The organism is Chryseobacterium sp. GTID13 (genome assembly GCF_056172655.1).
In genome coordinates this window covers 222285-245926 of the sequence record NZ_JAOCMB010000006.1, presented here as the reverse complement: position 1 = coordinate 245926, position 23642 = coordinate 222285, and the positions used below count along the sequence as shown (strand labels likewise).

Annotated in this window: 18 protein-coding genes and 2 pseudogenes; 12 read left to right on the top strand and 8 right to left on the bottom strand. The window is 37.8% G+C overall.

The window, feature by feature from the left end:
* The first annotated feature begins 2 nt into the window (after nucleotides 1-2).
* The 3 genes and pseudogenes from N4G44_RS17365 to N4G44_RS17355 all read left to right on the top strand — a co-directional run bounded on the left by N4G44_RS17365 (nucleotide 3) and on the right by N4G44_RS17355 (nucleotide 2407).
* Nucleotides 3-388, top strand: a pseudogene (locus tag N4G44_RS17365) (DUF423 domain-containing protein).
* 269 nt (nucleotides 389-657) lie between these two features.
* Nucleotides 658-1848 (top strand): ADP-forming succinate--CoA ligase subunit beta, encoded by a 1191-nt coding sequence (sucC, locus tag N4G44_RS17360; protein ID WP_474928546.1) that lies wholly within the window; start codon nucleotides 658-660, stop codon nucleotides 1846-1848.
* 79 nt (nucleotides 1849-1927) lie between these two features.
* On the top strand, nucleotides 1928-2407 hold the full coding sequence (locus tag N4G44_RS17355; RefSeq protein ID WP_474928545.1) for a hypothetical protein: 480 nt from the start codon (nucleotides 1928-1930) through the stop codon (nucleotides 2405-2407).
* Between the two features lie 41 nt (nucleotides 2408-2448).
* Here the strand turns inward: N4G44_RS17355 and N4G44_RS17350 are convergent, their stop codons facing one another.
* On the bottom strand, nucleotides 2449-3333 hold the full coding sequence (locus N4G44_RS17350; protein ID WP_474928544.1) for a mechanosensitive ion channel family protein: 885 nt from the start codon (nucleotides 3331-3333) through the stop codon (nucleotides 2449-2451).
* Nucleotides 3334-3428: 95 nt separating this feature from the next.
* Here N4G44_RS17350 and N4G44_RS17345 point away from each other — a divergent pair, with 95 nt between their 5' ends.
* Nucleotides 3429-4064, top strand: coding sequence for a peroxiredoxin (locus N4G44_RS17345; RefSeq protein ID WP_474928543.1), 636 nt, complete (start codon nucleotides 3429-3431; stop codon nucleotides 4062-4064).
* Nucleotides 4065-4164: 100 nt separating this feature from the next.
* Here N4G44_RS17345 and N4G44_RS17340 read toward each other — a convergent pair whose 3' ends face one another.
* The 3 genes from N4G44_RS17340 to N4G44_RS17330 form a co-directional block, all read right to left on the bottom strand.
* Complete coding sequence (locus tag N4G44_RS17340; protein WP_040997197.1) at nucleotides 4165-4755, bottom strand: hypothetical protein; 591 nt, start codon at nucleotides 4753-4755, stop codon at nucleotides 4165-4167.
* 160 nt (nucleotides 4756-4915) lie between these two features.
* Entirely contained in the window at nucleotides 4916-5431 is a 516-nt protein-coding gene (locus N4G44_RS17335) for a hypothetical protein (protein ID WP_474928542.1), read from the bottom strand.
* Nucleotides 5432-5513: 82 nt separating this feature from the next.
* Nucleotides 5514-7781: a TonB-dependent siderophore receptor gene (locus N4G44_RS17330; RefSeq protein WP_474928541.1), complete on the bottom strand. Its 2268-nt coding sequence runs from the start codon at nucleotides 7779-7781 to the stop codon at nucleotides 5514-5516.
* Between the two features lie 184 nt (nucleotides 7782-7965).
* Between N4G44_RS17330 and N4G44_RS17325 the strand changes: the two genes are divergently transcribed.
* Nucleotides 7966-9021 (top strand): Gfo/Idh/MocA family oxidoreductase, encoded by a 1056-nt coding sequence (locus N4G44_RS17325; protein ID WP_474928540.1) that lies wholly within the window; start codon nucleotides 7966-7968, stop codon nucleotides 9019-9021.
* 115 nt (nucleotides 9022-9136) lie between these two features.
* On the opposite strand, the gene N4G44_RS17320 is transcribed toward N4G44_RS17325, so the two are convergent.
* On the bottom strand, nucleotides 9137-11026 hold the full coding sequence (locus N4G44_RS17320; RefSeq protein ID WP_474928539.1) for an ABC-F family ATP-binding cassette domain-containing protein: 1890 nt from the start codon (nucleotides 11024-11026) through the stop codon (nucleotides 9137-9139).
* A gap of 217 nt (nucleotides 11027-11243) precedes the next feature.
* On the opposite strand from N4G44_RS17320, the gene N4G44_RS17315 reads away from it, so the two are divergent.
* Both N4G44_RS17315 and N4G44_RS17310 read left to right on the top strand, forming a co-directional pair.
* Nucleotides 11244-11756, top strand: a complete 513-nt coding sequence (locus tag N4G44_RS17315; RefSeq protein WP_474928538.1) for a 5' nucleotidase, NT5C type — start codon at nucleotides 11244-11246, stop codon at nucleotides 11754-11756.
* A 142-nt stretch (nucleotides 11757-11898) separates the two neighbouring features.
* Nucleotides 11899-13545 carry an alpha/beta fold hydrolase gene (locus N4G44_RS17310; protein ID WP_474928537.1) on the top strand — a complete coding sequence of 549 codons (1647 nt, stop codon included), beginning with the start codon at nucleotides 11899-11901 and terminating at the stop codon, nucleotides 13543-13545.
* 116 nt (nucleotides 13546-13661) lie between these two features.
* Here N4G44_RS17310 and N4G44_RS17305 read toward each other — a convergent pair whose 3' ends face one another.
* Nucleotides 13662-14525 (bottom strand): glycoside hydrolase family 25 protein, encoded by an 864-nt coding sequence (locus tag N4G44_RS17305; protein WP_474928536.1) that lies wholly within the window; start codon nucleotides 14523-14525, stop codon nucleotides 13662-13664.
* 65 nt (nucleotides 14526-14590) lie between these two features.
* On the opposite strand from N4G44_RS17305, the gene N4G44_RS17300 reads away from it, so the two are divergent.
* From N4G44_RS17300 to deoC, 5 genes are all read left to right on the top strand, one after another.
* Nucleotides 14591-15853 carry an NAD(P)/FAD-dependent oxidoreductase gene (locus tag N4G44_RS17300; RefSeq protein ID WP_474928535.1) on the top strand — a complete coding sequence of 421 codons (1263 nt, stop codon included), beginning with the start codon at nucleotides 14591-14593 and terminating at the stop codon, nucleotides 15851-15853.
* Nucleotides 15850-16521, top strand: a complete 672-nt coding sequence (gene trmD, locus N4G44_RS17295; protein WP_474928534.1) for a tRNA (guanosine(37)-N1)-methyltransferase TrmD — start codon at nucleotides 15850-15852, stop codon at nucleotides 16519-16521. The genes N4G44_RS17300 and trmD overlap by 4 nt, the downstream gene beginning before the upstream one ends.
* A gap of 375 nt (nucleotides 16522-16896) precedes the next feature.
* Nucleotides 16897-17838 carry an endonuclease/exonuclease/phosphatase family protein gene (locus tag N4G44_RS17290; protein WP_474928533.1) on the top strand — a complete coding sequence of 314 codons (942 nt, stop codon included), beginning with the start codon at nucleotides 16897-16899 and terminating at the stop codon, nucleotides 17836-17838.
* 14 nt (nucleotides 17839-17852) lie between these two features.
* On the top strand, nucleotides 17853-18323 hold the full coding sequence (locus N4G44_RS17285; RefSeq protein ID WP_034702324.1) for an Lrp/AsnC ligand binding domain-containing protein: 471 nt from the start codon (nucleotides 17853-17855) through the stop codon (nucleotides 18321-18323).
* A gap of 2 nt (nucleotides 18324-18325) precedes the next feature.
* A complete protein-coding gene (deoC, locus tag N4G44_RS17280) occupies nucleotides 18326-19072 on the top strand; it encodes a deoxyribose-phosphate aldolase (RefSeq protein WP_474929037.1) in 747 nt (248 codons plus the stop codon).
* Between the two features lie 37 nt (nucleotides 19073-19109).
* Here the strand turns inward: deoC and dusB are convergent, their stop codons facing one another.
* Both dusB and N4G44_RS17270 read right to left on the bottom strand, forming a co-directional pair.
* Complete coding sequence (gene dusB, locus N4G44_RS17275) at nucleotides 19110-20105, bottom strand: tRNA dihydrouridine synthase DusB (RefSeq protein WP_474928532.1); 996 nt, start codon at nucleotides 20103-20105, stop codon at nucleotides 19110-19112.
* A gap of 246 nt (nucleotides 20106-20351) precedes the next feature.
* Nucleotides 20352-23542 (bottom strand): annotated as a pseudogene (locus tag N4G44_RS17270) (hypothetical protein).
* Nucleotides 23543-23642 lie beyond the last annotated feature (100 nt).

The window sequence follows — 23642 nt, the reverse complement described above, 5'->3', positions numbered from 1 at the left end:
AAATGAAAACAATTACTTTAATTTTCGGTGCCGTTTACGGAATGTTGTCAGTGATTCTGGGGGCTTTCGGAGCACATGCTTTAAAAAAATACTGTCTGTGGAAAGATTGGAAAGCTTTGAAACCGGCGTAAGATATCAGATGTATGCCGCATTCTTTTTACTGATCATCGGATATATTTTAAAATTTGAAACGCCATCTGAAAAATGGACTTCGATTCTGATGATTGCAGGAACGTTTTTATTTTCAGTAAGTATTTATTTCTTAAGCCTGCAGGATTATTTAGGAGTCAATCTGAAATTTCTGGGCCCGATCACTCCGCTTGGAGGTCTTTTTATGATCCTGAGCTGGGGAATGCTGATCCTTTATTTTGCTAAAAACAGAATTTAAGATTTTTATATTCAGCACTCTGAACTGTCAGTAAGATGAGGTCATGCTGAACAAAGCTTAGCGTCCTTATGTAAAGTGAATTATAATGAAAACCAATAGGAGACGACGATTAATAAGAACATTGAATCCGAAGAATAGAGCAAATTTCGGAAACATGTTAAAAATCAAGTTCACCGCACTTTAATTTTTAAGTCAATAAACTTGAACTTCCATGTCTTTTTAGTAAATTTGTCAACCTTTAAATTTTAAAATAAAATAATAAAAATAATATGAATCTTCACGAGTATCAATCAAAAGAGATTTTATCAAAGTACGGAGTAGCTATCCAACGCGGTTTCGTTGCAAACAACGTAGATGAAGCTGTAGCAGCTGCTGAGAAACTGACCGCTGAAACCGGAGCTCAGGCTTGGGTGGTAAAAGCACAGATTCACGCAGGTGGACGTGGTAAAGGTGGTGGTGTAAAGTTCTCTCCAAATATGGATAAGCTTAAAGAAAACGCTCAGAACATCATCGGAATGCAGTTGGTAACTCCACAAACTTCTGCTGAAGGTAAAAAAGTAAACTCTGTTTTGATTGCAGAAGACGTTTATTATCCGGGAGAATCTGAAACTAAAGAATTTTATGTTTCTATTCTTTTAGATAGAGCTGAAGGTAAAAATACGATCGTATATTCTACTGAAGGAGGGATGGATATTGAGCACGTTGCAGAAGTAACACCTCATTTGATCCACAAGGAAATCATTGATCCTGCTTTAGGTCTTCAGGGATTCCAGGCTAGAAAAATTGCTTTCAACCTTGGTCTTGAAGGAAATGCATTCAAAGAATTTGTGAAATTCATTTCATCTCTTTATAATGCTTATACCGGAATTGATGCTTCTCTTTTCGAGATCAACCCTGTATTAAAAACTTCAGATAACAAAATTATTGCTGTAGATGCTAAAGTAACTCTTGATGACAACTCATTGTTCCGTCACAAAGACTTAGCTGAACTAAGAGATACAAGAGAAGAAGATCCAATGGACGTTGAAGCCGGTGAAGCTGGTCTTAACTTCGTGAAACTTGATGGTAACGTTGCCTGTATGGTAAACGGTGCCGGTCTTGCAATGGCAACTATGGATATCATCAAATTATCAGGTGGTAACCCTGCCAACTTCCTTGACGTAGGTGGTACTGCTGATGCTCAGAGAGTTCAGACAGCTTTCGGAATCATCCTTAGAGATCCTAACGTAAAAGCAATTCTGATCAACATCTTCGGAGGTATCGTAAGATGTGACAGAGTAGCTCAAGGTGTTGTAGATGCTTACAGAGCTATGGGAAGCCTTCCGGTTCCATTGATCGTAAGATTACAGGGAACTAACGCTGTAGAAGCAAAACAATTAATTGATGATTCAGGTCTTCCTGTACATTCAGCAATTACTTTGGAAGAAGCAGCAAACAAAGTAAAAGAAGTTTTATCATAAGCTGAACTTTTAAATAATAAAAAAAACCGTTTCAATATTTGAAACGGTTTTTTTATATTTCAAAACTAAAAATAATCTGATGAAAAATGTATACATTCCCAATCCATGTTCCGAAAACTGGGAAACAATGTCTCCTCAGGAAAAAGGAAGATTCTGTTCTGTCTGCAACAAATGTGTCATTGATTTTACGGAAAAACAAACTAAAGAGATCGAACATATTATCAAGGAAAAGCAGAATGAAGAAATTTGTGGCAGGTTTCTTAATCATCAGCTAAATATTGCATATGAAAAGCACTCATTACCAGATGACAGATTCTTCCAATACATTCCAGTGGCATTCAGAAATAATAAAATAGTTTTGGCGATGATGTCTGTAATCTTATTTTTAATAGGCTGTTCCAAGCCAAAAGAAACTTGTACAGCAACCACTGGTTTTGTCGTAATAGAAGAAGACAGTATTCCGGCTAACAATAATTATGCGATGGGAAAACCATTGATTCAAAATGACTCTGTCACAATGCATAAGAAGGACAGCCTGAAATTAAAACATAAAAAATAATTTAGAACATAAAAAAACCGCTAATGAAAGCGGCTTATATTTTAATGTTCCTGATTTTCGACAGGTAAAGATTCTCCATTTGTAATGCTGATACTTGTAGGAGTTACCAGTTGTATATTATCTGCATCCAGACGTTGCTTGATTTTCAGATAGGCCTCACTTTTCACCTGAACCATATTGGCTCCTACTTTCATCCAGAATTTAGCCTGAAGGTTAAAGTTGCCCTGCTTTAAGTCGGTGAAGATAACTTCCGAAGTATCCAGTTTATCTACATTTTCTAGACTTTTAATAACATCCAGCATTCCTTTTTGCGCTTTGGTGATATCTTCGTCCGCCGGGATCTCAAAATTTAAAATAATCCTTCTCTGTGGCGATGCGGTAATATTGTAAAACGGAGCATTGAAAATAACCTGATTAGGAATATAAGCTTTCTTGCCGTCATCTGTAATAATCTTGGTCGTTAAAAAACCGATTTCCTGAACTGTTCCGGAGTGAGTTCCTATGGTGATATAATCGCCCACTTTAAAAGCTTTATCAATTCCGATGAGCATTCCTGAAAAAATACTGGATACCAGATCTTTTAAGGCAACCCCTGCGATAACCCCTGCTACCCCTAAACTTCCGATAAACTTCCAAAGAAAACTACTGAAGCCCATAATTTCAAGCGCAATGAAGGTTCCCATCAGCATGATCAGGAATCGGAATACGCTTATTAAAGTAACCAGAGAGCTCTCTTTCTGGCTTTTAGGGAAAAATTTATGAAATAATTTTACGGCGCCTAAACTTAAGTACTTACTGGTAATAAGGAAAAAAGAAAAGACTAAAATTCCGACGATAAGTTTCGGTGTAAGCTCGGCAAACCTCATATACCAGCTTTCCAAAACCCTGTAAATGACATCTACGTAGCTGTATCCATTGTTCTGCATGAAAAAAAATTTATTAAAGATATGTAAATTTTCAACAAAAATTTTGCCAGTTTCAAAAAGTCTACTAAATTTGTAGACTAACAAAGCAGAATATTATGTCAATCAAACTCGGAGATACAGCACCGGACTTTCAGGCAGAAACGTCTTTAGGTGATATTAAGTTTCATGAATTTTTAGGTGATTCCTGGGGGATTTTGTTTTCCCATCCTGCAGATTATACCCCTGTATGTACTACGGAGCTGGGATATACCTCGAAATTGAAGTCAGAATTTGATAAAAGAGGAACAAAAGTAATTGCTTTAAGTGTGGATGGAGTAGAAGACCATCAGAACTGGATTAAAGATATTAATGAAACCCAGAAGACGGATGTACAGTTTCCTATTATTGCAGATAAAGACAGACGGATTTCAGAGTTGTACGACTTTATTCATCCGAATGCTTCAGCTACAGCCACCGTACGTTCATTATTGATCATTGATCCGGAGAAAAAGGTAAGATTAATCATTACTTATCCGGCTTCTACAGGAAGAAATTTCAATGAAATTCTGAGAGTTCTGGATTCCCTGCAGCTGGTTGATTCGCACAAAGTGGCTACTCCTGTCAACTGGGAAAATGGTGAGGATGTTATTATACCTCCTGCTATTTCTACCGAAGAAGCGAGAAAAATATTTCCGAAAGGAGTTACTGAAGTAAAGCCCTATCTGAGATATACGCCACAACCTAATACGTGATTTATTTGATTTTTTATAGTTTAGTTTTAATTTGTACGAAAATCGCCCCGAAATATTTTTCGGGGCGATTTCATTTTTTATTTAAGTAAAAGGTAAGTGACTATTTTGCGTCTCTGGCAATATCTTTAGCCTTTGAAGTTGGTAAATAGATACTGAATCCTACATTGAATGTAATGTTAGAATTTAAACCTTCACTACCAAATCCGGCTTGTCCCTGATATTTAACCAATCCTTCTAATCCGATGTTCGGAGTAATGAAGTAAGAATAACCAGGACCTACACCAAAGTCAAGACCTGTTGTAGAATTACCGTTTTCAACAGATGATCCTCCGATACCTACGTTACCTTCAAAGAACCAACGTCCGTGATTCAACAAATTATCTACTCCTTTTTCACCCGGAGAAAGATAATAACGTCCTAATCCTCCTACAGCATAATCAAATCTTGTCGGGCTACCGTTTGTTACTTTGCTGATTCCTAGATTAACATATCCACCAACTGCAACATTATCTTCTATAAAATAAGCTCCTTTAGGCTGAATTGCGATACTGTAACCACCACCGGTATTTAAACCGAAGTTACTTGTTAAAAGGCTACTTCCCACAAGCCAGTTACCTTTTTGAATCTGAGCGTTAGCAGTTGCTGTTAAACCTGTTGCTGCCAATATCCCTGCAAAAATTAGTTTTTTCATAATTTATTATTTTAATAATTAAATGGTACTATTAATTGAGTAGAGAAAAGACAATAAATGTGCCAGACTTCTTAATTTTAGATAAAAATTCAGAAAAACTGTTAATTTTAGCATGATTGAAATGTGAATTATTTTGCCTTTTTTTTGCTAATACTGCAATTTAGATAAACAAAAGAATCACTGAAATAATAAGGCCTGCAATGGTGAATTTTATTCCGCGTTTGAAAGCTTTTGTTTTAGGATTAAACATCCAGAAACTGGAAATGACAAAGAAAAATAAGGAAATCCCGAAAAAGGTGTTCAGAGGCGATAAAGTTTCTTTCGACTGCGATTTATGAAGTTTCACCATCTTGTCCAGTACAAAAGGAAGTTCTTTTTTGGAATATTTTGCCTTTCCGGTAGAAGCATCATAAGTTCCCTGCTTAAAATGAAGAACGGTACCTTCTGTTTTTTCAACTTCAAGACCTTTAATTTTCAGTTCTTTTCCAAGTTCTTTTTCTGAAAGGTTAACGGCAACTGTTTTATCATATTTTTTCTCTTTCTTAAGAAAATCTGTATCCCTGTAAACAAGCAGAACTCCGCTCAACGCATACACAGCCATTATCCCGGCAAGAAAATATCCCAGATAACGGTGCGTGATTCTCATGAAGCTTCTTGTGTCTTTGATCTTATCCATATTGTATGTTTGTTTTATAATTCAAAAAGCGGAAGCTGCAGCAATGCAGTTTCCACTTTGAATACTGAAATTATATTTAATTCTATAGTTTATACGTTAATGTAAAATAATAGTTTCTTGGTGTGATTGGGTTAACTGAGTAATTTTCATGCACGTTATAGTTCACAACATCAAACAGGTTGCCCACCTTTCCCTGGATAGAGAATTTCTTCCATTCGTAGCCTACGGATACGGTTACTGTTGTATAATCTTTTAATTCAAATATTCTGCTTACTCCGTTTCTGGCAGCTAAGCTATTGCTTCCTGTTTTGGTATCATTCCATCCTGCCAGACGATTGCCTATATAATAAGCTCCAGCCCCAATTTTTAATCCTTTGGCAAATCTTGTAAATTTATAGAATACGGATGCATTGGCAGTAGTAGCCGGCGTTCTCACAATTCTTTGTTTTTCAACATATCCAAAATCGTCGGGAGTGTCCAGGTATACTGAGTTGTTGTAAGAAAATCCTCCTATAATAGATAAGTTTTCAGTTGGGTTTCCGGTAATGTCAAGCTCAATACCACGGCTTCTCATTTTTCCGGCAAAATCTTTTAAAAGCCCGTTTGGATCTATTTGCACCCCTGCGTCATTTAAAGCAACCTGGTAATAATTTTTATATAAGATCTGGTAAATTGTAAGGTTGAATGCTAAAGCATTATTCCAGAGATTTTTCTTTGCTCCGATTTCATATTGATCTATATAGGTAGGCTTAAGTCTTCTGTCTTCTCTGTCGAGACCCACATTGTTTGAAAAGGAATTGGTATAGGTTGCGAATACTGATAAATTGTCATTAGGCATATATACAATACCTGCTTTAGGTGATACTGCCATATCTGATGAGCTTGAAAAAGGAACATCCGGCTGGGTATTATCCTTAAAATTCTCTTTTCTGGTGTTTTTGTTTTCTACATAAGACCATCTTAAACCTGCCAATACTTTGAACTGTTTGGAAATACTGATAAAGTCCTGAGCAAATACCCCAATTCTTTGAGTAGGAATTCTTGTACGTTCAAATTTTGCAACATGTTCTGAAGTTGGCATTGTACCTCCTGCCCATGTAGACGGATCATCCAGATAAACAAGTCCGTTAGGATTTCCATTTGTACCGAATAGGAAAGAACTGCCATAGACAGCTTTCTTTGGATCAGCAATCGTAGGATCATAATAGGTATAGGAATCTGCCAACCCATAATCTGCATCTGCCCCGATTAAAACTTTATGATTTACACTTCCCGTATTGAACTCTCCATTGATGTTGGCCTGCAATGAAGTATAATTTTGCTCATTATAAGTTCTGTTCAAAGGTCTTTTCCATGCCAAACGATTACCTGCATATTCCCATTGCACTCTTTCCGTTGAGAAATAGTCCTTGGTATAGTTCTGATAAGATGCGGTAGCGTTTAAAGACCATTTTTCACTGAACTGGTGGATAAATGTTACATTCGTAGATAACTGTTCTACATTCTGATATTGCCAGTCTGCTCCTAAAAAAGCATTTCTTGACAATAAATTGTTCATAGAATAACTTTTGTCAGCATTTGTAATAGAACCGATCCCGAAATCCGGAGTGAAATTATTCTTAAGGTAGTCTGCCTCCACAATCAACTGTGATTTCGGACTTAAATTGAATAAAAATGAAGGATTAAAGTAATATTTCTCAGACTGAACAACATCTCTGAAGCTTTCGGCATATTCGTAAGCACCGTTTACTCTGAAAGCAATGTTTTTGGATAGAGGACCGTAAATATCAACGGTCGGCTTATAAGAATTCCAGCTTCCGCCGTTCAATCCTATACTTCCCCCAAAATTAAACTTTGGCTTTTTGGTAATCATATTGATAATTCCACCTGCAGCTGTATTTCCGTACAGCATAGCATTGGCTCCTTTCAATACTTCAACTCTTTCCAGCCCGCTTACTTCAGGGAAAACACCACTGTTGATTCTTGCACCGTTTTTGAAGATATTATCGTTTCCTAAAATGAAACCACGTCCTCCGAAACTGTCCTGAGAATTCCCTCTTGATGAAGTAATGTACATTCCATTTACATTCTGAAGTACATCGCTCAGCTGTTTCGCCTGCTGCTGCTCAATAATTTCATGAGTCACAATAGAAATAGCCTGAGGATTTTCCATTACTGTAAGGCTGGACTTTGTGGATAAAGTTCTTGCCTGGTTTGGATTTCCGGTTTTATGAAGGTTAATGTCTTCAATTGTTTGGGTCCTGATAGTATCGGCTTCAATATTTTTCAATTGAGCACTTAAAGACAAGGTACCCAGTAAAAATCCTAAAGTTACAAGCTGTTTATTCATTTTATTTTTATGTAGACTAGTTTTAAATAGCGGCAAAAATAAGAATTTTGAAAAAGATTAATTTAGAATTAATAAAAACAATAAAATGATTTTTATCATATTCTACACATGTGACCAACCTCTGATCAATACCAAAAGCTCTCCGGCTGCAGATTATTGAATATATTTGTTAAAAATTATTCATATGCAATTAGTAAAAGCAGGACTTTGTGCCTTTGGAATGAGCGGTAAAGTATTTCATGCCCCTTTTTTGAAAGAGCATCCCGGATTTTTTATAGCAGCTATAGTAGAAAGAAGTAAAGAAGAATCAAAAGAAAAATATCCGGAAGCTACCATTTACCATTCGGTAGAAGAGATGCTTCAGAATGCAGATATTGAGCTGGTGATCATTAATACTCCTGTGCAGACCCATTATGAATATGCAAAGATGGCACTGGAAGCAGGTAAAAACATCATTGTTGAAAAACCTTTTACAGTCAGTGTTTCAGAAGCCGAAGAGCTGGTTGAGCTTGCAGAACAAAAAGGACTGTTTCTAAGTGTTTACCAAAACAGGAGATTTGACCGTGATTTTCTTCAGGTTCATAAAATATTGAACAATGGAAAATTAGGCGAAATAAAAGAAGCAGAAATCCGTTTCGACAGATTCCGTACCACGCCCAGCGGTAAACAGCATAAAGAAGATCCGCAGCAGACAGGCTCAGGATCTCTTCATGATCTTGGAGCGCACCTTGTGGATCAGGCGGTGCAGTATTTTGGTTATCCTGAGAAGTTGTTTGCTGATGTCTTTTCCATGAAGGGAGAAGAATATGCGAACGATTATTTTGAAATTCTGCTGTACTATAAAAATAACCTGAGAGTAAGGCTGAAATCATCTGTCTTCACCAAAGAAGCGCATTATGCGTATGCCATTCACGGAGAGAAAGGAAGTTTTCTTCAGGAAAGAACTGATAATCAGGAAAACGAACTGGTAGCAGGAGCTATACCGGTTTATGGAACAGAATGGACAGAACCTCTGAAGGGAACAGATGGAATTTTAAATTTTTTAAATGAAAATTCAGAAACCGAAAGAATCCTAACTTCCAGTGAGGCCGGAAACTATATGGATTATTACCAGCAGATCTATGAATATATCGTTTTCGGGTATGCATTGCCATCCCAGGGAAGAGAGGTGGTTCAGAATATGAAGATCATCGACGCATCCCTGGAGAGCTCGAAAGATGGAAAAATAGTGTATTTATAAGGTAAGAGGGTTTGAGAGTGGGAGAGTTTTGGAGTATGAAAAATAAAGCTTTCTATTCTAAAACACTCTAATGCTCTAACGCATTAACGCTACAACACTCAAACCCTTTCACTCATTATATTTCCTGGAGTTCCAGCCATCTCATCTCATATTCCTCCAGCTTTTCAGAAACAGCTTCTAATTCGGCGGAAAGTTTTGCCACTTTTTCATAATCTGTTTCATTATTAAGCTGATCCATGATCTTAGAGCGCTGTAGTTCAAGCTCAGGCATTTCTTTTTCTATGGTTTCCAGTTCCCTTTGTTCTTTAAAGGTCATTTTTCTTTTCTTGGAAGAAGCGGAGGAAGTCTCAGGGGCTGCAATGATTTCTTTAATGGGTTCCGGTTTGGAAGCTGTATTTTTTTCCAGAGCATCTTCGCGGCTTTTCGCTTCTCTGTATTCTGAGAAATTGCCTACAAAATCTTTAATCTTCCCATTTCCTTCAAAAGCAAGGATATGGTCTACAATCCTGTCCATGAAATATCTGTCGTGCGACACAATAATCAGCGAACCCTGAAATTGCTGAAGGAAATTTTCAAGAACAGTCAATGTCGGAAGGTCAAGATCATTCGTAGGTTCGTCAAAGATCAGGAAATTAGGGTTTTGGTAAAGGATATACATCAGGTGCAGCCTTCTTTTCTCACCACCCGACAGTTTTGAAATAGGAGAATACTGCGTCTGGTCGTCAAAAAGGAAGAGCCTTAAAAACTGTGATGCGGAAAGACTTTTTCCATTAGCAAGAGGGTAAAATTCTGCAATTTCCTTGATGAAGTCTATAACTCTTTCATCTTCCTTGTATTTCAGCCCTTTTTGTGAAAAATATCCGAAAGAGATGGTTTCTCCTGTTTCAATCTCTCCTTTGTCAAATTTTTCATAACCCTGGATGATATTGAGTAACGTAGATTTTCCAACCCCGTTTTTTCCGACGATTCCCACTTTTTCTCCACGCTGGAACTGATAGCTGAAGTCTTTCAGTAATACTTTATCTCCGAAGCTTTTATCAATATTCTTCAGCTCAAGGATCTTGTTCCCCAGGCGTTTCATTTCAAAATCCAGTTCGAGTCCCTGTTTGCGGGTATCGGTTTTAGCTACTTTTTCAGTTTCGTAGAAAGCGTCGATCCTGCTTTTTGATTTTGTAGTACGTGCTTTAGGCTGTCTGCGCATCCATTCCAGCTCCTTTCTGTAAAGATTATTCGCCTTGTCTATGGTAGCGCTCATATTATCTTCACGGATCATTTTATTTTCCAGGTACGTAGCATAAGATCCGTTGTGAAGATAAAGGTTCTGATCCTCCATTTCCCAGATAATGTCACAGACACTGTCTAAGAAATAACGGTCGTGGGTTACCAGCAGCAAGGTGATTTTTGCTTTGGTCAGATAATTTTCAAGCCATTCTACCATTTCCACATCAAGGTGGTTGGTAGGTTCATCCATAATGAGAAGGGTATGCTTATGCTCAGCTCTGGTTTCTGTTAAAAGTTTTGCAAGGGCGACACGCTTCACCTGACCTCCGGACAGAGTTCCCATTTTAGCATCAAGATCTGTGATCTTAAGTTGGGAAAGAATCTGCTTCATTTCGTTTTCCAGATCCCAGGCCTTGTGAGCTTCCATATCATTCAGGGCTTTTTCAATAAAGGCATCATCCGTTGAATGAAGGGATTTATGATAGTTTTTAAGCGCAAGGATCGGTTCCGAATCCAAAGTCATCATGAACTCATCAATCGTAAGCTCCGGGTTATAGTCGATCTCCTGATCAAACAGGACCACCTGAATGTCTTTATTAATCACTACAGTACCGCTGTCTGCAATTTCCTTCCCCATCAGTATTTTCAGGAGAGTCGATTTTCCGCTTCCGTTTTTGGCAACAATAGCTATTTTGTCCCCTTCATTGATGTGAAAAGAGATGTCTTTAAACAAAACTTTGATGCCGTAAGATTTAGTAAGATTTTCTGCAGAAACGTAATTCATTGGAATGTAAGAGTTTGATATTGATTTTGAATCGAGCCGCAAAAATACGAAAATGTAACTAGAAAAGTTTTACAGATTTCTACTCTTTATTGATCCCGGATTCGGGCCAAGGTTAGGTTTTAATATTTATTTAATAGGTGGAACCTCAATTTCAGGAAAGACATTTAGTAAATTTGAAAGAGCTAATGCTTAAAATAATATCAAATCATATTAAATAATGAAAAAAGTAATTGTAGATATGGATGGGGTAATGGCGGATGTCTACCATCAGCTTGTACAGTTTGAGAAAAGAGATTCCGGGAAAGAAATTGAGATCAGTGGTCTTGCGGGAATGCCGGAAATTGAAGCATTTCCGAATGGGAAGAAACATGTCAATGAAGTAGGGTTTTTCAGGACACTGCCTGTAATAGAGGGAAGTAAAGTAGCTTTAGAGTATATCAACAGCAAGTATGACTTGTATATAGTTTCTGCAGGAATGGAATTTCCCAACAGTTTAAGGGAAAAGTTCGATTGGCTGGCAGAACATTTTCCTTTTATCAGCTGGGAGCAGATTGTATTGTGTGGAAGTAAGAAAGTGATTCATGGAGATATTATGATCGACGATTATCCGAAAAACCTGGATCATTTTGCAGGGGAAAAATTTATCTTCACCCAGCCTCACAATGAGCTGATAGAAAATGAAACCTACAAAAGAGTGCATTCATGGGAGGAGATTATGAGTATCCTTTAGGTAAAAGTTTTAAATTTTTTTAGAAATATTGTCACGAACAAGTGATGTTTTACAATAAGTTTAACTAAAGCGCTTTAAAATTTAATAAGATATTGGGAGTATTCAAGGGATGAAATGAAGAATTTTGCACCAAACTGATCCCATGAAAAAACTCAATATTTTATTCTCACTTTTTGCTGCATATTCATTGAATGCACAGATGATTTCCGGAACTGTGATTTCCAAAAACGAAAACAAGCCGATTCCTTATGTGAAAATTGGAATAGAAAAAGAAAATGCAGGTACGGTTTCCGATGAAAAAGGAAATTTTACAATTGATCTTTCAGGGTTTAATCCTTTACAGAAGGTCAGAATTGAAGTTCCTGGCTATGAACCTTACTCTGAAACAGTACAGAATCTCAGAAAGCAGGACCGGATGCAAATATTTTTAAATGAAAAAGTTAAAAATATTAAGGAAGTCAATATCAAATTAAAAAAACTGATCGATAAAAACTGGGGAGTGAATACGAAAACAAAAAGTGTTATCTATTCCGTGAATCCCAAGTTCAGAAAAGAAGATTTTCTTGGTGAAACAGCGCTGGAATTTAACGCCAGCAAAAGATCCAAAATTAAAAATATCAACCTTAATATTGCAAGTTACGTCTCCGATAAGCCTGTAGTGATGAGGTACAGTATTTATACAGAAAAAAACGGCTTCCCGGATCAGAATATCCTGGACGAGGAAATAACGGTGGAACTCACACAGGATATGATCAAAGATGGAACTTATACACTGGATGTTAATGATCGTAATATCTGGGTACAGGGAAAATTCTTCATCGGAATTCAGTTTTTAAAAGAATTTGAAGGAGGGATCAGGATCAGTGCAGCTCTTTTCAGAACAGGATTTATTAGAAAATTTTATGGTGACTGGCAGAAAATGACGCTGGCAGCACCGGCAATTAACATCGATGTAAAAGTGGATAAATCAGCAAAAAATATCAAGGATGAATCAGCTGCATCGGGAGACGATCTTGAAGGTCTGGTTTCTGATGTTTCGAAATATAATATGGAATCCGATAATTCTGTTTACGGAAAAAATGATGCTTCAGGGGCTTACCTTCCTTTAAAAGATACACAGTTGTACTACGAAATTTATGGAGAAGGAGAACCACTATTTCTTCTTCATGGAAACTCAGGAAACATCAAGGATTTTTACCAGCAGATCCCGGTTCTGTCTAAGAAATTTAAAGTAATTGCCATAGATACAAGAGGGCAGGGCAGAAGTGTTGACGCCTCCGAAAAATCTTTTACCTATACTCAATTTGCAGATGATGTAAAAGCCCTTGCAGATAAATTGGAACTGAAAAAAATAAATATTGCCGGATGGAGCGACGGCGGAATTACAGGACTTGAATTTGCACTGAAGTATCCGGAAAATTGTAATAAGGTAATTGCAATCGGGGCCAATGCTTTCCCGGAAGGAGTTGATGAAAGGCTTGTTTCCCATATGAAAAACCAGCTCTTAGTACTGGATATAGAAAATAAGCCTGAAAAATTCAACGAAAAAAGATTGGTGGAAATTATGCTGAATGAACCTCACCTCAGCAAAAAAGAACTTAGCAAAATTAAAAGCCCTGTTTTGGTTATTGCCGGAGATCGAGATGTGATCAAGCAGCATCATACAGAGATGATAGCAAAACAGATACCCAATGCCAAACTTAAAATCTACAAAGATGCAACCCATATGATTCCCTTTGAAAATGCTGCTGAACTGAATGAAGATATAGTAGAGTTTTTGGGAAAATGAGAAATCATGGAAGGAAGCTGGGAGAGGGAAGTTGGGCGTTTTTAGATATGAATGACTCACAGAAATTGATCGTCTACAATAACTTCCATCTCCCATCTTCTGGCTTCCATCCTAAACTAATCAAGGGTCAGCCTTTTCAAAGACCAGGAGCTTCCGTTATAAATATCCAGATCCACTTTGGTATTGATTCCGTGAACGATCCCGTTTTCCGTGAACTGCCAGAAATCCCATTGGTCATCAGGAGTGGGAGAGGGCACATCATTATAATTGGCCAGCCATAGAGGATAGCCATCAAATTCCCCTTTCAGGAAATCTTTATAATAATGATAATAAGTGTAGATGATTGGTTTTTCACCATACGTTTCCTCTACGATCCTGCACCATACTTTCAGATCCTCCACAAGTTTTTTATTTGTTTTCCTTTTGGGGATTTTTTCAATATCGAGGATAGGTGGAAGATCACCGCTTTCCAGCTTTACATTAGCCAAAAAATTATTAGCCTGGATTACAGGATCCTCATCAGCCCTGTAAAAATGATAGGCTCCGCGGATCAGATGATGCTTTTGGGCTTTCACCCAGAATTCATCAAAATGTTTGTCTGCATTACGGTTTCCCATCGTAGCACGCATCACCACAAATTCCAAGGGAATGGTCTTATTTCCAATGCTCAGGCTGTCCCATTTTATATCTTCCTTATTCTGATAATGGGAAACATCGAAGCCATAGGTTTTATCCAGATTAGCCGTTAGGATTTTCTGGATTCTGGCCGTTTCCAGCTCAGTGTTGTGCAGCTTTTTATGGTTGAATTTATTAAAGTACAGCGCATAGTAATAGCTTACGGACTGCTTCAGGTAAAATCCCGTTCCTATCAAGGCTAAAATCAGAATACCCAATATCACTTTCCGGCGGAAAAAATAATTCTTCCGGCGGTTCTCATGTACTTTTTTGGCAGTTTTTTTGGTATACTTTTTTGGTGACATAAAGTTTTGCAAAACTAACTTATTTCACTACTAAATGCTAAATAAAATCAGTAAATTTGTGTATTATGGAAACACGCGAAAAGATCATCATTATAGGAGGAGGATTTGCGGGGCTGCAGCTTGCAAAAACATTAAATGGCAGGAACAAGAAGGTAATTGTTCTGGACCGGGTGAACCATCATATGTTTCAGCCGCTTTTTTATCAGGTTGCCTGCGGGAGGATAGAACCCTCCAATATTTCCTTCCCATTCCGAAAGATTTTTCAGCAATCCAGAAATACACAGTTTCGTCTTACCGAGGTAAAAGAGATTGATCCTGTTAATAATAAAGTCATCACAGATGAAGCCGAGTTTACCTATGATAAACTGGTGATCGCTACAGGTTGCAAAACCAATTTCTTTGGAAACAAAGACATGGAAGCAAGAGCTTTCGGGATGAAAAACACCCAGGAAGCGATAAGCATCAGAAATCATGTGCTGATGACCTTTGAAAAACTGATTCTCGAGAAAAGCAGAAGCGATGACGGAAACTGGAATATCGTTATTGTAGGAAGCGGACCTACCGGGGTAGAGCTGGCAGGGGCTTTTGCAGAAATGAAAAAAGAAATTCTTCCAAGGGATTATCCTTATATGAATTTCGACCAGCTTAAGATCATCCTGGTAAGCTCCACAGAAAAACCGCTTGCTGTAATGAGCAGTGAAGCACAGGAGAAATCTGAGAAATACCTTAAAGATCTTGGGGTAACCTTTATGAGTGGAGAGGTGGTTACTGAGTATGACGGTGATAAAGTGCATACCAAAAGCGGAAAAAGCATTCCGTCCAATAATGTGATCTGGGCAGCAGGTGTTACCGGAAATGTAGTTGCGGGGTTTCCTGCAGAAAAATTGGTTAAAAACAGATATATAGTAGACAGATATAATAAAATAAAAGGTTACGACAATATTTATGCAATAGGGGATATTGCCTACATGGAAACCCCAAAGTATCCACAGGGGCATCCTCAGGTAGCTAACGTAGCCATTAATCAGGCAAAAAATTTAGGGAAGAATTTTCTGAAGAAAGATGCCCGTGACTGGGTAGAGTATGAGTACAAGGATAAGGGCTCATTGGCAACCATTGGGAAGCACAGGGCTGTGGTAGATCTTCCGTTTATCAAATTCCAGGGATTCCTGGCATGGTATTTCTGGATGTTCCTGCACCTGATGCTGATTTTGAGTGTAAGAAATAAGCTTGCCGTCTTTTTCAACTGGATGTGGAGCTATTTCAATAAAGACTCTTCTTTAAGATTAATTATTTCGCCTACTAAGAAAAACAGTACTTTACAATGAGAATTGATATTATAAGCGTACTTCCCGAATTGATGGAAAGTCCGTTTCAGACTTCTATTTTAAGAAGGGCAATGGATAAAGGTTTAGTGGAAGTTCATTTCCACCACCTGAGAGACTGGGCTGTCAACAAGCACAGGCAGATTGATGATGAGCCTTATGGGGGCGGAGCGGGAATGGTGATGATGATAGAACCGCTGGATAAATGCATCTCTGAACTTAAATCCCAGAGAGCATATGATGAAGTTATTTATCTGACCCCGGACGGTGTTACCCTGAACCAAAAAATAGCCAATACATTATCCATAAAAAATAACCTGATTTTTCTTTGCGGTCATTACAAAGGCATCGATCAGCGCGTTCGCGACCTTCATATTACCAAAGAAATTTCAATTGGCGATTATGTGCTTACGGGAGGAGAGCTGGCAGCTTGTGTGCTGGCGGACTCTGTCATAAGGTTGCTTCCGGGAGTTTTGAATGATGAGCAGAGTGCCCTTACAGACAGCTTCCAGGATGATCTTCTTTCCCCTCCTATTTATACAAGGCCGGAGGTTTATAAAGGTTTGGAGGTACCGAAAGTTTTACTGAGCGGAAATTTTGCTCTGATTGAGGAATGGCGCCATGATGAAGCCGTAAGAATTACTCAGGAAAAACGCCCCGATCTGCTTTAAAATAATAACCGAAAACTGTTAAAAAAAGTATTCTTTTTTTCATTCTTAAGAGATTTTGCAGATAAAAAAGAATAAAAATCAGTATTAAGCTGAAATAAGTTAAAGTTATTAGTTATATTTTATTTCACCTTTATTTTTTTCTTATTAATTTAGTATGCATATACTATTTTGATTTTATTTCTTGTGGTGATAATTTTAATTGATTAATAATTTTGCTGTATAAAGGTGTTTTTATTGATATTTTTTATTAATTTTTACCTATTACTTGCATAATATTAATCTGAAAATATTATAAATAAATTAATGAAGTTTGAAAAAAATAATAAATTTACAACGAAAAAGAAATAGATAATTTTAAGATAGCAAATTTTGCAGATGGAGATGTTCTCTTTTTATAATGTTGAAAATTTATTTTTGCCAGATCCCAAACCCGTTCACAGATTAGACCCTACAAAGTCAGGCTTGAAAAATTGGGATGAAAAAAGATATAGAAATAAGCTTTTTAAAATTTCACATGTTTTTCAGCTGATGAAGGAGGAAAATGGAACACTCCCATTTTTAATTGGACTTTCTGAGGTTTCCGGAAGGAAAGTTTTGGAGGATCTGGTAGAAATGGCACCTTTTAATTCCCAGTATGGGATTGTTCACTACAATTCCATGGATGAAAGAAAGGTAGATGTAGCCATGTTATATCATAAAGATAAAGTGGAAATAATGGATTCAGAAACCATTACTTTCTTCTTTGAAATTATAAATAGAAAAAACACAGAGAATTACGACACAACCAGAGACGTACTGTTTTCTAAAGTTAAATATAAAGGAACTGTTATTAATGTTTTTATCGCCCATCTTCCCTCTAAGCGAGAAAAAGATATTAATAAGCCCAAAAGAGACTTTATACTTAATGAGATCCATGGAAGGATTTTGAAAATAGTAAGTGACGAAAAAGAACATGTAATATTGTGTGGTGATTTTAACGAAAACCCCGATGATGAAAATTTAGTAAAAATTCTCTACGATAACAATCATGAGAAGGTATTGGTAAACCCTTTTCAGGAGCTGTTTCAAACAAGAAATTATTCTACTTTTCATTATAAGTCAGGACTGTTGTATGATCAGATAATCATGTCAAAATCCCTTTTTGCTCATGATGGTTTGAGTTTTCAGAGTGCCCATATTTTTAATTCTGAAAGAATAAGCAGCCAGATGAGAAATTTTGAAGGGCGTCCCTTCCGAACCTATGCCGGTACACGGTATTTAGGCGGATACAGCGACCACTTTCCGGTTTTTGTGAAATTTGAAGAGACAAAAACATAAATATAAAGTAGAAAATGAAAAATTCAAGTAACACAAGTTATCATTTAGACTCGATTGACAAGGAAATCATTTACATGCTGATGGATAATGCTAAGACATCCTTAGCCCACATCTCAAAAAATGTTGGAATATCCACAACAGCAGTACATCAAAGGATTAAAAAGCTCGAGCACGCGGGAGTTATCGAAAACTCAATTTCATTTCTTAACCCTAAGAAAATAGGCTATAAAGTAATTTCGTACATCGGAATGTTTTTAGACCAGCCCAGTCATTACCCGGATGTCGTAAAATCTCTCAAGGATGTAAATGAGGTAGTAGAAGCTCATTATACAACAGGGAATTATACCATATTCCTGAAAGTACTTTGCAAAGACAATGACCATCTGATGCAGATTCTGAGCAAACTTCAGAAGCTGAAAGGCGTGACAAGAACAGAAACTTTCATATCTTTGGAACAAGGTATTTACAGACAACTGAAAGTATAAAGATTATGAACATTGCCCGATATTTGGATTCAACCTATTTGAAAACGCCTGCACAGTCAGGTATTTCAGACGAAGAAACATTACAATTAGATAGAAAACTTGCGCAGGAAGCCATAGATAATGGCATTTTTGCCGTAATGATCCGTCCGGATTATGTAGCGGATATCAAAAAGTATATTCAGGAAAGGCATTCAGATGTTGTGGTAGGAACCGTAATAGGCTTTCATGAAGGAACCTATTCTATTGAAGAGAAACTCGCCGAAGCTTCAAAAGCAATTGAAGCCGGGGCAGATGAACTGGATTTTGTGATTAATTACAATGCTTATCTTAACGGAAATCTTGAGCTGGTAAAAAATGAGTTTGTACAGTGTACAAAACTTGCCCTTCAGCATCATAAGGTTGCCAAATGGATTATTGAGATTGCTGCACTGACAGATGATCAGATTGCGGATCTTACCAAAAATATCTCAAACTGGTCACAGGAACATTTCTCCGAAAATGATTTCCCGAATATTTTTGTGAAATCTTCTACAGGATTTTATCAGACGGAAGGCGGGAAACCGAATGGTGCTACTTTTGAAGGCATACAGATTATGCTGGATAATGCAGGGAAACTTCCCGTAAAAGCAGCCGGAGGAGTAAGAACGCCTGAAGATGCTGAAAAAATGATCAGCATGGGAGTAAAAAGGATCGGGACCTCTTCAGCCTTAGGTTTAATAAGGAACGAATCTTCTTCACAAGGATATTAAAAGCAAAAAAACCATCAGATCTGATGGTTTTTTATATTTATACCTGTGCCTGGTATTCTTCGTAGAATTGTTGTGTTTCCTTAATCAGAGCATCCATTTCTTCTAAAGTAAAGACTTCAAGGAATTTTTTTCTGAATTCTTTAAAATGGGGAACACCACGGAAATAATTGCTGTAGTGCTGTCTCATTTCAATAAGCCCCAGTTTTTCTCCCTTCCATTCCGCACTCCATTCCGCATGCTGGCGTACAGCAAGTAAACGGTCTGCAATAACAGGTTCAGGAAGATGCTCTCCTGTTTTAAAAAAATGTTTGATCTCATTAAAGATCCATGGATATCCTATGGCTGCACGGCCGATCATAATTCCGTCACATGCATACTTCTGTTTGTATTCAAGAGCTTTTTCCGGAGAATCAATATCGCCGTTTCCAAAGATAGGAATCTCAATATTTGGATTTTGCTTAATTCTGGAAATATGTTCCCAATCTGCTTCCCCCTTGTACATCTGGGCACGGGTTCTTGCATGGATCGTTAAGGCTTTGATGCCTGTCTCCTGTAAACGTTCTGCCACTTCATCTATATTGATGCTGGTACTGTCCCAGCCCAGGCGGGTTTTAACCGTCACCGGCAAATGAGTAGAGTTTACTACAGCTTTGGTAAGGCGTACCATAAGGTCAATATCTTTAAGAACCCCTGCACCTGCACCTTTACACACCACCTTTTTTACAGGGCATCCGAAATTAATGTCAACCAGATCAGGGTTCACGGTTTCTACAATTCTTGCGGACATTGCCATTGCTTCTTCATCGCCACCGAAAATCTGGATGCCGACCGGTCTTTCATAATCGAAGATATCCAGCTTTTTACGGCTTTTTATCGCATCACGAATCAAGCCCTCAGAAGAAATAAATTCTGAATACATCAGATCTGCTCCATGCATTTTGCACAGGCGTCTGAATGGAGGATCACTTACATCTTCCATCGGAGCCAGCAAAAGCGGAAATTCCGGCAGTTCTATATTGCCTATTTTTACCATGCTGCAAATTTACGAAATTATAAACATTTGGGAATATGATAATTTCTATGGTGAAGATAGAGTGGTGGGAGTGATGATAGACAACAGATTTCAGACATCAGATATCAGATTTTAAGGGAGTAAATTTTGTTGTTTTTAACTTAAAAGATCTTACTCTGTATGTGTATGTCAGTGTCAAAGTTAAAAGCTAGGAAAGCAGACAAAGCGTACGCTCTATCACTCCGACTCTACAACACTCTCACTCTGCTAGAAACTCGCCTTCACCTGCATACTTCCGATATGGATGGTTCGGTCTCCGGAATTTCTTCCTTCATAATTTAAGTTGAGCTGAAGGAAAGAATTGATGGCCTGCTGGATGAAAACACTCCATACCTGGTTCTTCCCCGGCTTAAGACCGTCTAGCATCTGGTTTCCTACAATGCTGAAATTGTTTCCTGTAAAATCGTTATTAATGAAAGAAAAGTTCCCTCTGATTGAAGTTTTTTTACGTTCCCATTGGATGGTTCCGGTAACGTCAAAAGCTTTTAACAGTTCTTCGCCATCTATTCTTTTTTTCTGGCGGTAAGCGGAAGAAAGCTCTGCCTGAATGGCATCTGTAAACTTATAGGTTGCTTTCGGTTTCGTTTCGAAATTATTCAGCCGGTAATCTCTTGTGGCAAATAACTGGGATGAATTTTTAAGATCATGAATCGAATTTTCCCAGTCGACCCTGAACTCCTTATTGAACCAATATCCGATATTAATGAAATGCGAAACCTGCTCACGCTCTTCATTACTGAAATTAGCATTGATGAGGTTGTCATTCGTAATAAAACGATAATTTCCGTTCCAGCCGGATTTTTCAGTAGGATTAAACTGTACGGAAGCTAAAATATTCTGGTTTTTTAAGATCTGATCACTGTTTTTTTCAAAAGGATTCAAAACGAGAACTTTATCTTTTTTATAAAATGAGTTTTGTGAATTTAATGAAACATTGAAATTCCATCGCTTTAAAAATGCATTCTCAGAATTGAAAACAATCGACGGATTAACGAATAATGCAAGCTGGATTTTATTTTTGTTAGAAGGAATGTACCGTACGGAATTCGTGTAAATTCTGATATACTGAGCCAGGTCAGAATATTCTGCAATTTCAAATTCGTCCAGCTGCTGGACCCCGTCTCCGTTATAATCGGTCCATTTGTATATACCCTGTCCGTCAGTTACCTTAAGATACTGGAACTCCCTTTGAGCTTCCTGCCCGTTTCCAAGTTCGTAAAATGCCTGCAGACGCATCCCGTTTCTGAATAACTGCTGATTATACAGGATATTTCCGACCACGAAATCATTATTTCGGGTCATATCCGCCTCATCATTCTGATAAAAGAATTTTCTGTAATGTACCAAAGCATTCAAAGTAGTTCTTTCTGTTTTAATCAGTTGGCTTTCTGCCATAATTCCCAGAATATTGTTCATGCTTTCCAGCCTGTTATTCCGTACGGAATCATTATCTCTCATATACACTTTTGCAAGAAGCTTGGTACGCGTGCTGTCGCCAATCTTTTTCTGAACAAAGATCTCTTTCCAGCTGAAACTGGTGACATCCATGAGCTGTGTATCATTATACTTTTTCTCATTATGCTCCATGCTTCCCCCAACAGCCCAGCTTCCTTTTTTTCCGGTGAATTCCGTAGAAACACCACCTCTGATAAATTTGGTATCCTGCAGCGTAGCATTGGTATTAAGGTATGACAGGTTTCCTTTTGTAAAGAACTTTCCTGTGATCCAGCTGAAATCAAGATCGTTTTTCATTCCTTTATAGCTGTCTTGTTCGTCCAGATAATTGATGCGGTAATTCAGCGTAGATTTATTGTTCCATTTATTTAAGAAGCTGAAAATGAATCTGTTTTGAGTTCTCTGGCTGAATTCCTGAGCCAGATTGAAATCTCTTGAGAATTCCACATCATTGATGCGGTCCAGAATATGAAACTGTTTGTCAATATATTGATATTCAAAGCTTGGAGTTCCTTTCCAGTTGTTTTTTGTAAAGCTTTTGTTTCCGAAAATGCGCCACGCATATCCCATGTTTTGAGCTGCATCTTTTGATGAAAATAAATTCAGATCATAATTGCTCAGTGAGAAATCGGCCCCTATTTTTCCATCTTTTAAAAGATACTCGGAATTTACGGAGTACACCTGCGATTTTTGAGGGGAAGGAAGTTTTCTTACGGCTTTATAATCTCCCATATTGTTTCCGGCATATTCAAATACACGGCCGTTATTGGTAGTTTGCGTAATTTTATAATCTCCTGGTTAACCCCAAAATATGTGAAAGAAACCTGATAAAGTGTTTCATTCTGATCCGTTGAAAATTCATAAAAGTTTCCGGTAGGATTTAAACGGTAAAGGATCTTATTGACATCGTAAGGAGTCACCACCCCTGAAGGGGCATACATTAAATTCGGATCATTTCCAGCCTCAGCAAGGATTTGCTCATCTTCTTTAGAAAGGTTTAAGGAAAGGGGAGCATTTTTATTGTCATTTTCCATGAACCAGTTCAGTCCGACTTTAAACTTTTCCCTTTGATGTTCTAATTTTCCGGTAAACAGATACCTGGAGTAGTTTCTGTTTGTATAGTTATAGGAGATAGTGATGAAATTCTGCTGGAAGATCGGTCGGAAACTGGTAAATGTTACCTCACCGGTATTATAGTTAATGGTATAATCCTGGTTTTCTCCACGCTTCATGAGGATACCGTCGATAAATACCTGCTCAGAACCTGAAATAAGGGTGATAAACTGTTCTCCGTTCTTACCCGTCAGGCGGTAAGGTCCCTGGTTGCCTTCAACCCCCTGGAAACGGACCCTGTGAAACTCACTTCGTGCCACACCCATGGAAACATCTACAAAGGTTTTATTATCCTTTCCAAATTCGGTCTGGAATTCGAGTCCCATGCTTCGTCTCTGGAATTTTGCAAAATAATTCTTGGATTCTACAAGATCAAGATGCCCCGCCCTTAGGATCGATTTGTCCTTAATGTTCAGCTGCATATAGATCTTATCAAACTCTTCCAGGGTTTGGGTGTAACCGTCAGCCTGGATAGGAAGGTTGTGATCCGAGATACTTGCCAGAATAGTCACATCTTTCGAAAGGCGGCCTGAGATCTGAAGGTCCATAGAACTCTGCACAGACTGTCCCTGATTGTTACCAAATGTAATTCCCCGGATAATGGATCCTTTAGAGTTCAGTTCTCCTAAAAATCTTTTTTTGTCATTCTTAACCAGTACGGCTTCGTCTACGATTATTTTGTTATTGGTTTTCACAAAATCCATCGTATCCTTAGCAAAAATGTCCTGTTCAAATCTTGCGGCAAGGATGCTGTCCTTTTTGATGCTGTCTTCCGGAACATTGGGATTTTTCCACGAAAAAATCTGTGCATGGGCCGAAAATATGCCCATGACAAACAAACCGATCAGAAGAAAAAATTCCGCAAGCCTTTCAAAATAATTCGTAAAAATAACTAAAAATTGTTAATGGAAAGGGGTTAATCATTATTAA

Bases quoted from the DNA above. Each gene is read 5' to 3' on its own strand.
- sucC (WP_474928546.1), top strand. From the start codon at position 658: ATGAATCTTCACGAGTATCAATCAAAAGAGATTTTATCAAAGTACGGA.
- N4G44_RS17355 (WP_474928545.1), top strand. From the start codon at position 1,928: ATGAAAAATGTATACATTCCCAATCCATGTTCCGAAAACTGGGAAACA.
- N4G44_RS17350 (WP_474928544.1), bottom strand. From the start codon at position 3,333: ATGCAGAACAATGGATACAGCTACGTAGATGTCATTTACAGGGTTTTG.
- N4G44_RS17345 (WP_474928543.1), top strand. From the start codon at position 3,429: ATGTCAATCAAACTCGGAGATACAGCACCGGACTTTCAGGCAGAAACG.
- N4G44_RS17340 (WP_040997197.1), bottom strand. From the start codon at position 4,755: ATGAAAAAACTAATTTTTGCAGGGATATTGGCAGCAACAGGTTTAACA.
- N4G44_RS17335 (WP_474928542.1), bottom strand. From the start codon at position 5,431: ATGGATAAGATCAAAGACACAAGAAGCTTCATGAGAATCACGCACCGT.
- N4G44_RS17330 (WP_474928541.1), bottom strand. From the start codon at position 7,781: ATGAATAAACAGCTTGTAACTTTAGGATTTTTACTGGGTACCTTGTCT.
- N4G44_RS17325 (WP_474928540.1), top strand. From the start codon at position 7,966: ATGCAATTAGTAAAAGCAGGACTTTGTGCCTTTGGAATGAGCGGTAAA.
- N4G44_RS17320 (WP_474928539.1), bottom strand. From the start codon at position 11,026: ATGAATTACGTTTCTGCAGAAAATCTTACTAAATCTTACGGCATCAAA.
- N4G44_RS17315 (WP_474928538.1), top strand. From the start codon at position 11,244: ATGAAAAAAGTAATTGTAGATATGGATGGGGTAATGGCGGATGTCTAC.
- N4G44_RS17310 (WP_474928537.1), top strand. From the start codon at position 11,899: ATGAAAAAACTCAATATTTTATTCTCACTTTTTGCTGCATATTCATTG.
- N4G44_RS17305 (WP_474928536.1), bottom strand. From the start codon at position 14,525: ATGTCACCAAAAAAGTATACCAAAAAAACTGCCAAAAAAGTACATGAG.
- N4G44_RS17300 (WP_474928535.1), top strand. From the start codon at position 14,591: ATGGAAACACGCGAAAAGATCATCATTATAGGAGGAGGATTTGCGGGG.
- trmD (WP_474928534.1), top strand. From the start codon at position 15,850: ATGAGAATTGATATTATAAGCGTACTTCCCGAATTGATGGAAAGTCCG.
- N4G44_RS17290 (WP_474928533.1), top strand. From the start codon at position 16,897: ATGGAGATGTTCTCTTTTTATAATGTTGAAAATTTATTTTTGCCAGAT.
- N4G44_RS17285 (WP_034702324.1), top strand. From the start codon at position 17,853: ATGAAAAATTCAAGTAACACAAGTTATCATTTAGACTCGATTGACAAG.
- dusB (WP_474928532.1), bottom strand. From the start codon at position 20,105: ATGGTAAAAATAGGCAATATAGAACTGCCGGAATTTCCGCTTTTGCTG.